Origin of the sequence: Aeromonas sp. PrichA-15, from assembly GCF_017939245.1 — a bacterium.
Lineage (GTDB): Bacteria > Pseudomonadota > Gammaproteobacteria > Enterobacterales > Aeromonadaceae > Aeromonas > Aeromonas caviae.
Window position 1 is genome coordinate 5,030 of record NZ_JAGKRH010000135.1, and the last position, 13,377, is coordinate 18,406.

Consider the following 13,377-nt stretch of genomic DNA (forward strand, 5'->3'; position numbering starts at 1 on the left):
CTCCAGGCCTGATGTCTCATCGCTATCTCACCAGGGCGGGAGCACACTTTGTTGATATTTTAACCAAAGAATAACTGAGCCCGATAGTCGTCATTCCAGCCGGCTCTTTTTAGCTTGTTTCTCTGACTTCCCGAACGGCATAAGCACAAGATGACGATTGGGCTGAGGCACTCACGTCGTTGGCTAGTTCAACTTACCAACTGTGTAATGAATTCGACCTGGACATGGCAGTGATCACAGACTGACATGATACCCTTAACACCACAGTGGTTTTCCCAAGTCCACGGAGGACTTGAAAATTCGAACCAGGTCAATTTTTCGCAAGAACAACCACAACAGGGGCAACAGAGACCTTTTCCGCCCATCAACTGGGCACTGTCCAAGCTCATCTTGATCCTTCGCCTAGGATGATTGCGCGCCTTATCCACGTCACGCCATGGATACATTTCCTTTTGCTGCTCATTCTTAGCCATATTGCCCTTAGGTCACATTAAGCAGGATCTTGCGGCTCCGGTACATGAACCATCAACTCCCCCACCGAACAGCCAAAGTAGTTACACAAGGCATCGACTGCGGCAGTGGTGGTGGAGTGACGGTTGGCCGGATTCTGCATTTTTGACAGTGATGTTCTGTTGACGCCGGTTTTCTCTGCGACCTCGATGAGCGTGATCTTGCGTTGCTCCCGAAACTCCTTCTCCGCGATCAGTTCCTTTAGCCGAAATCGGATCATAAAACCCCTAAAGAAATATATTTCAAAAATAACAGCAAATGTTCTTTGACAGAACAGTAAAACCACCCTAAAGTTCCCTCAAAGAACATTACATCCACATGGGAACGATGAGGTGCTCTATGAACAAAACCTTACTTACTGCTGACGAACTTGCCGAACGGATCAAGTTTAGCGCAGCTTACATCAATCATGGACTCAAAAACACGGTGTTCTTGGAGGGGACCCACTACATCCGGCCGTTTGGGGGACGGAAAGTCTTCTACATCTGGGAAGCGATCGAGCAGGAGATGTACAAGCCGAGTAACCGTCAGCTGTCGGTGATCCCGATGGCCAACGGAGGTATATGCCGTGGGTAGCATCCGAAGCCGTGACGGCAAACTCTTTTTCGATTTCCACTATCAGCAGGTGCGCTGTCGTGAGCAAACCATGCTGAAGGACACCAAGCTTAACCGCAGCCGACTAGAAAAAGTCATGGAGGAGATAGAAAGCGCCATCCGTCTAGGACGCTTCGTCTATCGTGACTACTTTCCCAGTAGCAAGCGATGTGCAGAATTCGAGCAACTAGACCAAGCAACACAAGACGTGATCACCCATGCACCTGACGCACCAAGGCTCATCAGCAATATGCCAAGCTTTGCCTCTTTCAGTCGGCAGTGGCTATCAGAAAATGAGGCCTTCTGGAAAACAAGTCATTGTCTCAACATCAACTCGATTTTTGAGCGCTACCTGCTGCCAGCATTCGGCTCTCAGCCCATCGATACTATTACAAGGGCTGACATACTGAATTTTCGCGGGCGGCTCGGCAAAGGTTACACAGCCAGCAAACGCAGCATAACCAATGACCGTATTAATCACATCATGACGCCCTTGCGCTGCGTGTTTAGTGAGGCGGCGATGCGTTGTGACTTCGAGAATCCATTCCAGAACATCCGCCCACTGAAGATCAGCAGAGGATCAATCGAGCCATTTTCCCTGGCCGAGGTGCGTACTTTTCTTGCTGGGGTACGAGCAGATTACCAACCTTACTATACGGTTCGTTTTTTCACCGGTATGCGTACTGCCGAGATAGATGGTCTGCTCTGGCGCTATGTAGACTTCGGCAAACGGCAGATCCTGATCGAGCAGGCATTGGTCAACGGAAAAGTTGAAACGCCGAAAACTCAGTCTTCATATCGAGCTATTCAGATGTCGGAGCCTGTCTATCAGGCATTACGCAAACAGCATGAGGCAACACGCCACTGTGACTATGTCTTTTGCAATGACGCCGGCAACCCGCTGGATCATCGCAATGTCACCAAACGGATCTGGTACCCCACCCTCCTCATACTGGGATTGAGCCGTCGACGGCCCTACCAAACCCGCCACACCACGGCAACGCTCTGGCTGGCCGCAGGGGAAAGCCCCGAGTGGATAGCCCAACAACTCGGGCACAGCACCACCAAGATGCTGTTTGAGGTCTACAGCCGTTTTATACCTAATGCGACACGACAGGACGGCAGCGCCTTCAACTCGCTGATTGCATCAACATGAGCATTGGAGAATGACGATGAAACAACTCTGCTGGCTAACCAGGATAGAACGCAGCGGGCACTTGCCCATCACGGTCTGCGAGCTACTTTACGGCAACGAGCCCATACAGGCCCTTGTGACGGCCGATACCGCATCTAGATATCCCTACGAGAGTGGGCTTGTCGAAATCAGCTATGAGACCAACCAACAAGGGCTCATCATTATTGATGCGCTGGTAGCTGTTCCTGCCATGATCAGCTATGAACTGTATTACAACGCTATCAGCCGACTCAACAAAGGCCGCTTGCCGCTACTGACCCGATTCGTTGGGTTACTGGGTTTTATCACCGATCCTTGCCTGCATCGGTTTGTCTCCTACTGGTCGACACACCCCGAGCAATTTAACGCCTTCATTACCATGCCGGCCAGTTACCAGGATCATCATGCCTTCCCTCACGGTCTGTTGGTCCACAGTCTCGAGGTGGCTGAATTGGCATATAGCAATGCATTGCGCTTGCATCATCCGACCAAGGAGTGTCAGCTGGCACTTGTTGCTGGCTTGTTCCATGACCTGGGCAAGATCTATAGCCAAACAGAAGCTGGGATCCATAGCTACCAAACAGGTGCACACGAATGCTTGAATTTTGCGTTGCTTGCCGCCCCCATGGAGGAATTGGCGCGTGAGGATTGGGATTGTCACCGTATGCTATCAAGCATGTTGGCTCCATATTCCAAGCATCGGAGCGAACAATATGCCATTGAGGGCATATTGAGGAATGCTGACCACAACTCATGCCAATCGGCCCGTTCGCACATGCTGTTTGAGGATAAACCGGCACATTTTCGTTTCATCAAGCATGGGAACCGCATGCTCAGGAGACTCCCGACATGATCCGCCAGCTCCCCGGGGCAGTACTGATTCTTGCAGGCCAGTGATTACAGAGGCTTCAAGGTTGCAGACAGAATGAGCATGAGCTGCATCATCGACAAAAATGCCCGTTGTCTGCGTCCCCGCCCCCCCAGCTTACTATTGAGCAGACGCACTTCCATGACCCCTAAACCATCATGCTTGGGCAAATATGGCCAGTCTTGCTGCTTTCCCTCCTCTATCGGCACACCAGCAAGACCAGCGCATTGTAGCAAGCCATTCCATTGCCCCAAGATATCCGTTTTTTGCATGACATCTGCACCGGGTAACTGAAGCGTCAACTGAATATGACGCGCCTTAAAACCCAGAGCTCTACATAGGGTCAAAAACTGTATGACACGCCTACTACTTGGACTACGGATCAAATACCCCTTTCCGGGGACCAGATACCTCAAGATCTGACAACCATCCTGGATCATCGGCCAAGTCAATGACCCGTCATCCAAACCTGTTTGCAGCTGTCTGAATAAAAAGTTCAGGATCTGTAAGGAGTAGGAATCCCGCTTCACCTTGCTTAGCTGTTGCTCTTCAATCGCTTGGGGAGCTTGCCTCTGTTCACCCTGGCGCCTCTCACGCTCTACCAACCGATGGATCCAAGGCGATAACGCAGGGATAAGGGGGAGACGTTTGCCCTGCCGTGGACAATGCTTCTGCACTATGGCTGCATGATCAAGCAACGCCCTTACCATCGCAGGCGAGACCCCCTCTTGATAGGCAACCTGTTCTGCTGAGCTCACCTGACAAGCCATCAAGATGGCAGCCCAGTCCAAAACCTGTAGCTGCCGGCAACAACTGGAAACCTCAAAACAGTGTTGAAGTGTTTTAACGGACGCTAGGCTGGAATTCGCGAGAACAGGCGGACTCACAGGTGCAACCAGCCGCTCTATTTCTCGGTTTTCATATGTGAGTCGCTCCGCGAGGTTTTCCCCCACGTCCTTTCGGACGACAAGACTACTGCGGCCCAATGTATGGTTCAGCAATTTTTTAGGGGATAACTCTCGAGCCCCCAAAGCAAGATAGCCAGCAATATCCTTCAGATGAAGATAGCTACCTATCGTTGTCGTCGGCTCCTCGTGCCCCAGTAGATGACAAAGCACATACTGCCCCTTTCGGCTATATCCCCGGAACCCTAACCGCCGGTAGAGGTGCTGCAGCGCAGCGTCTGAGAAAAACTCCCCCTGAAACATCCCCAGTTGACGTCTACCGACCTGTAAAAGGTCGCTGTTGAGTCGAAACCATGTCCAATTCGCAAAGCTGTGCCGTAAATGATGCACCCTGAGTGTTCGATCACCTGTGTACTGGTGCATCAAATCTGTAATGAGCCGATAGGCCTGTTCTGTTCTATCGAGTGACTCAAACACTGGCGCAGTAGGGGAATCCCCCCTCGCCCGCAGATATTGAACCCGAGCCCGGAGTTTAGATAGATGGGGCGCTGGCCACAACGCATCTAGAGGAAGCACCCGGTTTGCTGCCGTAGACTTTAGACCCCGTTTTTGATTACGACGAATGTGAAGGTCAATGTAGTCATAGGTATTGTGAGAAGGCTCCATCGCTAGGAAATCAAGATCAGCCAGTTGTAGGAACGCCGCCTCACTACGTCGTAAGCCGCTAAAAAAACACAAGCAAAACAGAAGATGAGCATCCCGAGCGACAAGATCCTGCTGCTCATTCAACCATCCCAGGATGGCCTCAGCATGCGATACAGACATGAGGTTGGCATCTACCTCACCGTGACTGACCGCAATATCCAACTCGGCGACAGGAAGCTCAGGAACCAACTCGGCGTCTCGTAAAAAGGTGGCGAAATAGAGCACAAACCCTTTTCTGGATGGCGACTTCACCTCGTCACTGGTTCGATTGAGTAGCTCCACCCAGTCAACCCCATCGAGTTCACTTAAGCGATAGCCGTTAAAATTCCCCAGAAATGCCGCACCGATGGTGGATACATAATCGACAATGGTCCCAGGTTTGAGTGACCGCTTTACCCGCCCGCCATGCTTAAATAGAGAACGAGCCCACGCAACTAAAAACCAAAGGTAAGGAGCATCACTCGTAGCGTGTTGCTCCAACCAATCGGTAAAGCCATTTACCAGCGAACTGCGACTAATTGCCAACGGAGCATTAGCAGACTTGCCGGGAGGCGGACGAAGCACACTCATTATCCGCTTCAGCTCGCTCAATTGCGCTGTCACTGTACTGTAGCGCTCTTGGTGCAGTCGGCATTTCCAGGCTCGTTTCTCTCGGACTGTCAGAAGATCTTGGTTGACTGACTCTATAACGCCACCACTGGGCACACACCTGTCCGTAACTAGCCGAACAAAGGTTTCCGGGTTGAGCAGTTGGCTTGGCAGATATCCTGTGTAGAGCCCGTAGGCAATAGGGCTATAGCGAAGCGTATAGTCGATCTTACGAAGTAAACGCAGTTTAGATACACCGATGGCGTCATGGCGCCAATCAGACAGTCCCGATAGATAAAGGTTGACGTAGAAGATTGCGGGCCTGGCACCCGATACCGCCCCCCTAGGCTGAGCGCGTAGCCATTGCATCCAGAGAAGAGCCGCAGGATCAGGAAGAACATAGCGACACAGCTGCCCCTTGTACTCAAACTCAAGATAAACCAGCCCTTCGGCGTAGAGCAATGGGGGAGCAGCAGCCAGAACGTGTATTGCCTGCTCCAAGGTCTCGACTCTGGCAAGGAAAAAGAGATAAAGCAGCAATCTGCCACGGAGATGGTCATTTGAGGGAAGCGAGCTAGGCCGATTCACTTCTCTCTGCAAGATGTCACATAATTTGGCGGCAGCATTTCCCAGAAGCAGGGTGTCAGGTCGTAAGATAGGCTTATCACGACGGATCCGGATGATCGCAGGGACCTTTGCCGATGTGAAACCACACATCTTTTGCCCATGCACCAAAATAGCATCGAGGATCTGCAGCTCAAGCGTTTGGACCTCTGGATCCGTTCTGAACTTAGCCACTACGCGTTTTAAAAAACCAGGCTCAAAATGAGTTGTCGATTGATTGAACTGTATCGTCTTGAACAAGCTCTTTAGGACATAGCTAAATTCTTCTGTTACCCGTTCTGCAAGTGGCGACTTATCCAGTTGTTGCGCAATAAGAAAGCATAACTCATCACGCTGTTCACTCTCATACAGATCCGTCAGGAAATCGACGATGGTATGGCTTGCCATCCGACCTCCGATAACATCTCATCCAAAATAGGAGCCAGATAACGGCTGGCCTCTACATGACTTAATGCCGAGTAGTATCCCAAAGGTGTCTGCCCGGTCATCCAATGCCCCATCTGCCAATCGATCAACTCTGGCTCCACCTGCCGCTTGATCAACTGGCTCTTCATCCAATGGCGACCCGCATTAGAAGGCAGCCTCAGTTCCTCAGGAAGAAAGCTCGTCAGCGCTTTGGGAAATAGATTCACCGCATGCCATTGTCGATTGACCTGCTTGAAATGAAATAAGGGCCCCAGTTCACGCCGAGAGTTGCGAACAGACTGATACCACACAGAGGAGTCAGAAAGCCCTAACGCCAATAACACCTCATCCGCCTTGAGTAGCTGGTCAATAGTGTTAGCTAAGGCCGGCTCGATGCAACGCAGTAGCTCGGCAAGTGCGGCTAGGTGGGCAGCATAGAAGCACAGTTGTTTTTCCAACAATTCCGGCATGCAGACCAAACGGGCATGAGTAAAGTCGCTGTCGTCCTTGTCACTGATCCCTAACAAACGATACGCCTGTAAATGCAACGACAAGGATGGCAGCGGGTTATATACAGCCCGATAGCCAGTCGAAAACATCAACAAATATGTTGTATAGGCCACATATGCATTGTGATAACGGATGATGTCCTCAAGCGGAAACGTCAAGAACGGCTGAGACTGATCCACCCATCCAAGAAGATGCCGAACCAATGCTCTACATGTGTCCTGGGAGGGAGTAAATGTTGATCCAACCACCATTGGCTCATGCCAATACCGCACCTCAAAGAGAGTTGGACAATCAATTGTCGGATCTGCTGCCCGTATGTATTGAGAGATCTCCAGCCATAACCTGTGCAGCGTTCCAACTCGCTGCTCATCCTCGAGACAGGCATAACTCCTAGATACACGAGTGCGACTCAGCGCAAGCTGATAGCTGAAGTCGAGCACAACCGGGTCGACCGTGCCCATAGCGAAACAAAAGCGGTCTAAGAAGGAAGAAATTTTATCGAGGCTGATCCTGCTTCCACGTTGCAGATGATCAGAATATTTCTTTAAACGCTTTGCCAGCAGTTCGGCTGTCAACGTATCCGGCAATAAGGGGGCAAGCCCCCCATTGTAGTGCCCAGACAGCAACGAGATGAAGAATCGTGGACAGGCAGTGAACACATGATCAGCTGTGACTATCAGACCACGCCTTTGATCATCTAGCCCGCGTTTTGCGGAATAGGAAACAGGGAAGCTCCACCAACCATTTCCTTCTGGATCCAGGTAGAGACCAGATGTCACATCATGCAAATCATCAAATACATACAGTTGAGCCAACTCCCCAAGGGGTTTACCCAACAGCAACATGGCCCAAAATGCTAACGTGGTGGCATGCTGGCTACTCTGTAGAAATCGGATGAAACGTGCCAGGTCACCAGCTTTAAGCAGCTCTGTATTTTGCAGACAGACATTCTGCCCTCGACGCACTTTATTGGTGACATCGATATTTTTCTTCCGATTCAGCGCCCGGTCAAACACCCTCTCAATATCTGGGATCTCCTTTGTATCCCGCTCTTCAGTAAACTGACCTTCGACTTCTATAAATGTCTGCAGCGGAAAAAAATCATCCGTCTCAACACCCTCTGGATCCAGCACGTCTAGCAGACTCGGCAGCAGTTCTTGCAAAGCGCCGTCACATCCTTGAACAACGGACTTCTGAGTACGATTGAAACGTCTGGCTATCATTTTGTTATAGCGATGGATCCGGTTACCCCTTCGACCTCCCCCCCAGTCACCAAGAAAAAAATGCACCAGACTTCGCATATAATTGCTGTTTTTTTGTTCAATTTTATTGTTTTCATCTTTGCAGTAACTTTCTATCCGCAACGCAAGCCTCTTGATACACGAGAGATCATCCAAGGTTAAATGTGCCACTAATCCTTGAAAATCTTGGTTCCTAGCATCAAAAACCAAACGGCCAGCGGCACAAACCTGCTGCTCTCGTGTTTGGCTGTTTGTGCTGAATGCGGGATCGGTCAGTTCAACCAATGTCTTATAGTAATGCTCAATGAAAATGAGCTGCACGGACCTAGCTTTGGTGTCTTTACTGTATTGAGCAAGACGAAATAACCAAGCATAGAAGGGGGCGAATTCACACCAACCACTACCCATTTTATGATCCATAAAGAGCGGAACTTGCTTGGGATCCGCGAGCGAGATCTGAAAACCCAAACCGGGTAAAAACCAAGAAGGCAATTCAAAGACTCGCTCGAGCCAAATTCTTGCGGTGGTGTCCTGTGAAAAATCATTCAACGCCCGTAGTACACGACCCAGCCCACGCATATTGGCAGGAGTCTGTATCCTTTCCAGCCAAGGGAGCAGTACTTCTTCGATTTCAAACTCCTCAAGTTCAAAACCGTTCTGACTAGCGTACCGGCTAAAATGCTGGACCAAGTCTGATAACAGCTCCCAGCCTGACATCACTTATCACCCTGCCTGGTCGGGATAAATGTTTTGCTACTGATCTCTAACCATCCGCACAGATCGGCCTTAGTACGCAATTGCGGAAACAGTTGCTGCCACTTATCCGATCCAAACAGGCTGGACTCAGCTCTGCAGTCAAACCAGGCGTGGAGATAATCTGCAATTGTCGCGGTGGAGTGAGTAAAGCATTCCCGCAGCAGAGACCTACTGAGTTCATGCAGCAGAAGCAATTCACGCAAATCCGGTTTGGGTGCTTTATCCAACAAAAATATCTGCACCGCTGCTATTGGTTTACTGGTTGCTTGTTGCTGTAGCAGCCGGTGATACGTGAAAATGCCGGCGACCACAGCAACCTTTTCACTCCCTTTTGGACGGTATCCCATAATTGGACTCTGTATGCTATCGAGAACAGCCATGCCATGATCCTCTGCAGTGCAGGGTAAAGACCGCCCCCTTAACGCCGCGACAATAGCTCCACGAGCGAGCACCTTCTCGCATACACGATCCAGTATTAATGTTGATAACGGTACTAACTCGAACTGCCCTCTCTCCCGCAATCGCTCGCAGTACTGTGCAAACTCAGAACGCCCCATATGAAGCTCTCCTCAGCCGAGATGGTGGTCACTTTGGAAACATCGTATTTGTGCCTATCTTGTGCCAATATTGTTCATGAATCCAATAAAAAGGCCACATAAACTCGCATAGCCCGAGCCGAAGCCCGAGCTCATCCTATTGATTTATTGGGTTTTATATTGATTTACTATGATTTTGATGTTATTGGTACACTTAGGTGAATCGTCTTGACATGGTGGGGGTCGGTGGTTCGAATCCACTAGGACGCACCAGATTTGAAAAGCCCGCTTGATAGCGGGCTTTTTGCATTGGTCGGCTCAGACCCCCGCTCTCCCCCGTCATCTGCCTCCCTATGTTCCCTCTGGCCCGCGGGCAGCCATTGTCGTGCCATGGCCGCCGCGTTTACCTCGCTTCGTCAGAAGAGATCGAGCTGCTGGCCGCAGATCCGCTCGAACGACTCCCCCACAAAGGGAAGGATGGCGTCGGCGATGGGCCTGAGCTGCTTGTCGATGTAGTGCTCGTAGTCGACGGCGCTGCGCCGGTACTCCAAAGGCTCGGGGCCGTTCAGGGTCATCAGGTAGGCGATGGTGCCCCTGTGCTGATAACGCTGGGGCAGGCCGCGGCGCAGATTCTCCTCATCCGCCAGGCGCGCCGCCCGCACATGGGGCGGCACGTTCTTCTGATACTCCTCGAGTTTCTGGCGCAGCCGCTTGCGGTAGATGAGCAGATCGTCGTGACGGCCGGCCCGGGTCTCGTCCACCATGGTGCGCACATAACTGCTGGGATCCTGGTCGTGGAACACCATTTCGTAGAGCCGGGTCTGGAATGCCTTGGCAAGGGGTGTCCAGTCGGTGCGCACCGTCTCCAGCCCCTTGAACACCAGGTGCTCCCCTTCCCCTTCGCCCACCAGTCCCGCATAGCGTTTCTTGCTCCCCTTCTCCAGCCCGCGAATGGTGGGCATCAGGAAACGGCGGTAGTGGGTCTCGTACTGGATCTCCAGATGGCTCGGCAGGTCGAACTCCCGCCTGATCAGCGCGGCCCAGTTGTCGTTGATCATCTTCGCCAGTCGCTGGCCAATCTCGTCCGCCTGTTCGAGACGGATATCGCTCCCCAGGTGCACGAAGGTGGAATCGGTATCCCCATAGATCACCTCGAACCCTTCTGCCTCTATCCACTCCCGGGTCTGCTGCATGATGCCGTGGCCCCGCAAGGTGATGGAGGAGGCGAGCCTCGGGTCATAGAAGCGGCAGCCCCCCGACCCCAGCACCCCGTAGAAGGAGTTCATGATGATCTTGATGGCCTGGGAGAGGGCCTTGTTACTGGCGGCCTTGGCCCGATCCCGCGCCGCCCAGAGGGTGGCGATGAGATCCGGCAGGAAGTGGCGGGTTCGGGAGAACAGGGCGCCGCGAAAGCCTGGAATGGCGTTATCCGGGTGTTTGAGCCCCTCCACCAGCCCCATGGGGTCGATGCAGAAGGTGCGGATGATGCTGGGATAGAGGCTCTTGAAGTCGAGCACCAGCACGTGGCGATAGAGCCCCGGCTTGGAGTCCATCACATAGCCGCCGGGGCTTGCGAGCCCGCCGTCTGCCGGCAGGTTGGGCGCCACATAGCCACCGCGGTGCAGCCGTGGCAGATAGAGGTTGGTGAACGCCGCCACCGACCCGCCCACCCGGTCGAGCTCAAGACCGGTGAGGGAGGCGCGCTCGATGGCGAAGGGGATGAGGTGGCAGAAATCGAAGATCTCCCACACCAGCCTGCAATCTTCCAGGTTGTAGCGGGCCAGCGCCTCCTTGTCGGAGTGGAACAGCTCGGTGATCTTCTCCCCCCGGTTGGCCACGTCCTCGATGTCCTTGCCCCGCCCGAGCAGCTCGCTCGCCACCGCATCCAGGCTGTAGCTCGGGAACTGCCAGGTGGCGCTCTTGAGGGTATCGATGCCGTCCAGCACCATGCGCCCCGGGATGATGACGTTGCCGCTCTGGGGGTCGTTTCGGGACGAGCGCCAGAAGCAGAGCTCCCGCCCGCGCCCGAGCCGCAGCCGCCGCTTGTGGAGTTCGGCGCGGCGCAGCAGCAGGCGAAAGTCGAAATTCACCACGTTCCAGCCGATGACGAGATCGGGATCGTACAGGCTGAACCAGCCCTCCAGGGCACCGAGCAGGGCTGGCTCGTCCGCCACCCACTCGACGGGGGTCTCCCAGTCCTGCGAGTCCGGCTCCGGGGCACCAATCATGATGACCCGCGCGTCCTCTTCGCTATGAAGCCCCACCGAGAAGAGAGTGCCATCCATGGCGCACTCCACGTCCAGGGAGACCCAGGAGAGGGTCGGCGTCACCGCCTGCGGCGCACAGCGCGCCTCGTTTACCTCCCAGTAACCCTGCCTGCCCCCCTTTCGCCTCGCCTTGCCGTCAAAGCGCATCCCGGCGGTGATGAAGCGCTCCATGAGAAAGCGCTCGGGCAGGCGGATATCCGCCTCGAAGTGCTCCAATCCGCGGATGAGCAGCAGCTCGATGGCGCGGTGGAAGGCGCTCAGGGTGGCAAAGTAGCAGCCCACCACCCGGCTCTCCTCGAAGGTGTGCATGGGGAGGCGGCGAAAACGCCCCCTCACCCCGGCCCCCTTGAAAAGCTCTGCCGCCTCCTCCAGGTGGCGTTCCGGCAGGAAGAAGACCGGCTCCTGCCCCGGCACCACCACCCGTACCGGTCCCTGTGCGCTCCAGAGCCACATCACGATCTCGGTACGCCCCTGCACATCCCGACCATGGCGGGTCAGGATGAAGCCGTCGAGCGGCGGGGTCACGGGAGGGAGGGGCTGGATGTCGGTCATGCAGGTGGTCGGGCTCAAGAGTGGGATGGGACTATTGTACGTTCATACAGTACCCGGCTGCAATTGCCGGGCTGGGCCTTCAGGGCAGGCGCTGTGCCCCGTCTTTGCCATCCGGCGCCGGATTGGGGCATAGTAACCTCGGCATCACTCACCGGCACCGGGCGAGACGGCATGTTCTTCCCCCTGCAGACGCTGCAACCTGCGCGCGCGTGCGCCAACCTTTTCCTCGACAAGGAGCACCCCATGACACAACAGTGGCAACGCATTGCCTCCCGCCTCACCGATGTGGGCGGCATCCCGGTGGCTCGCGCCATCCCGGTCAAGGAGCGGCGCACCATCGGGCCCTGGTGTTTTCTCGATCATATCGGCCCGACCCGCTTTGCCCCCGGCGCACCCGGCATGGATGTGGGGCCCCACCCCCACATCGCCCTGCAGACCTTCACCTGGATGCTGGAGGGGGAGATCCTCCACCGGGACAGCCTGGGCAGCAAGCAGGTGATCCGTCCAGGCCAGGTGAACCTGATGACCGCAGGACGGGGCATCGCCCACACGGAGGAGTCGGTCCCGAACCAGCCCGATCTGCACGCCGCCCAGCTCTGGATAGCCCTGCCCGAGGCGGATCAGCATACCCCGCCCCGCTTCGATCACTACCCGACGCTCCCCCGCTGGCAGCAAGGGGAGATCACCCTCACCCTGCTCATCGGCGAGCACGGCAGCCAGCGCGCCCCCACCCTGCACTTCTCCCCCATTCTGGGGCTGGATCTGCACGCCCCCGAGGGAGGCGAGATCACCCTCCCCCTGGATCCCGCCTTCGAGCACGGCCTCTTTCCCCTTGCGGGGGAGACCATCGTCGCAGGGGAGGTCCTGGCCCCGGAGCAGCTCCTCTACCTGCCCCCCGGCAACCGGGAGGTGGTGCTGACCCTGCGCCCGGGCGCCCGGCTGCTGCTCATCGGCGGCGAGCCCCTGCCCAAACCGCTGCAGATCTGGTGGAACTTCGTGAGCGTCGACAAGGAGGCCATTCGCACCGCCGCCGCCGACTGGGAGAGCGGTCATCCGCGCTTTGGCGAGGTGACGGGTTACCAGGGGCCCCGTCTCAAGGCGCCGCCCCTGACCGGGCTCTGAGCCAGGGTCCAAAACAAAAG

9 protein-coding genes are annotated in these 13,377 nt (G+C 54.6%); 4 read left to right on the top strand and 5 right to left on the bottom strand.

From position 1 onward, the window contains the following. Positions 1-490: 490 nt before the first annotated feature. A complete protein-coding gene (locus J9889_RS16125; RefSeq protein ID WP_223943999.1) occupies positions 491-796 on the bottom strand; it encodes a helix-turn-helix transcriptional regulator in 306 nt (101 codons plus the stop codon). 53 nt (positions 797-849) lie between these two features. Here J9889_RS16125 and J9889_RS16130 point away from each other — a divergent pair, with 53 nt between their 5' ends. Genes J9889_RS16130 through J9889_RS16140 form a run of 3 tightly spaced genes read left to right on the top strand, consistent with a single transcriptional unit; the run spans position 850 to position 3,131 of the window. After that, positions 850-1,086 (top strand): hypothetical protein, encoded by a 237-nt coding sequence (locus tag J9889_RS16130; protein ID WP_053288475.1) that lies wholly within the window; start codon positions 850-852, stop codon positions 1,084-1,086. Further along, positions 1,079-2,260, top strand: a complete 1,182-nt coding sequence (locus J9889_RS24710) for a DUF3596 domain-containing protein (protein ID WP_210557343.1) — start codon at positions 1,079-1,081, stop codon at positions 2,258-2,260. Before J9889_RS16130 ends, J9889_RS24710 begins: the two co-directional genes overlap by 8 nt. Before the next feature lie 16 nt (positions 2,261-2,276). Beyond that, complete coding sequence (locus J9889_RS16140; protein ID WP_160317946.1) at positions 2,277-3,131, top strand: HDIG domain-containing metalloprotein; 855 nt, start codon at positions 2,277-2,279, stop codon at positions 3,129-3,131. Between the two features lie 44 nt (positions 3,132-3,175). Here the strand turns inward: J9889_RS16140 and J9889_RS16145 are convergent, their stop codons facing one another. From J9889_RS16145 to J9889_RS16160, 4 genes are all read right to left on the bottom strand, one after another. Beyond that, positions 3,176-6,355 (bottom strand): site-specific integrase, encoded by a 3,180-nt coding sequence (locus J9889_RS16145; RefSeq protein ID WP_053288478.1) that lies wholly within the window; start codon positions 6,353-6,355, stop codon positions 3,176-3,178. Further along, complete coding sequence (locus tag J9889_RS16150; RefSeq protein ID WP_053288479.1) at positions 6,325-8,841, bottom strand: hypothetical protein; 2,517 nt, start codon at positions 8,839-8,841, stop codon at positions 6,325-6,327. Before J9889_RS16150 ends, J9889_RS16145 begins: the two co-directional genes overlap by 31 nt. Further along, complete coding sequence (locus J9889_RS16155) at positions 8,841-9,260, bottom strand: hypothetical protein (protein ID WP_053288480.1); 420 nt, start codon at positions 9,258-9,260, stop codon at positions 8,841-8,843. Before J9889_RS16155 ends, J9889_RS16150 begins: the two co-directional genes overlap by 1 nt. Positions 9,261-9,832: 572 nt before the next feature. Next, the gene (locus tag J9889_RS16160; protein ID WP_210557344.1) at positions 9,833-12,235 is read right to left on the bottom strand and encodes a DNA polymerase II; all 2,403 of its coding nucleotides are present in this window, start codon (positions 12,233-12,235) and stop codon (positions 9,833-9,835) included. 243 nt (positions 12,236-12,478) lie between these two features. On the opposite strand from J9889_RS16160, the gene J9889_RS16165 reads away from it, so the two are divergent. Further along, on the top strand, positions 12,479-13,357 hold the full coding sequence (locus J9889_RS16165; RefSeq protein WP_210557345.1) for a pirin family protein: 879 nt from the start codon (positions 12,479-12,481) through the stop codon (positions 13,355-13,357). Positions 13,358-13,377 lie beyond the last annotated feature (20 nt).

Excerpts from the sequence above, each read along its gene's own strand:
- J9889_RS16130 (WP_053288475.1), top strand. The coding sequence starts at position 850 with ATGAACAAAACCTTACTTACTGCTGACGAACTTGCCGAACGGATCAAG.
- J9889_RS16140 (WP_160317946.1), top strand. The coding sequence starts at position 2,277 with ATGAAACAACTCTGCTGGCTAACCAGGATAGAACGCAGCGGGCACTTG.
- J9889_RS16145 (WP_053288478.1), bottom strand. The coding sequence starts at position 6,355 with ATGGCAAGCCATACCATCGTCGATTTCCTGACGGATCTGTATGAGAGT.
- J9889_RS16150 (WP_053288479.1), bottom strand. The coding sequence starts at position 8,841 with ATGTCAGGCTGGGAGCTGTTATCAGACTTGGTCCAGCATTTTAGCCGG.
- J9889_RS16155 (WP_053288480.1), bottom strand. The coding sequence starts at position 9,260 with ATGGCTGTTCTCGATAGCATACAGAGTCCAATTATGGGATACCGTCCA.
- J9889_RS16160 (WP_210557344.1), bottom strand. The coding sequence starts at position 12,235 with ATGACCGACATCCAGCCCCTCCCTCCCGTGACCCCGCCGCTCGACGGC.
- J9889_RS16165 (WP_210557345.1), top strand. The coding sequence starts at position 12,479 with ATGACACAACAGTGGCAACGCATTGCCTCCCGCCTCACCGATGTGGGC.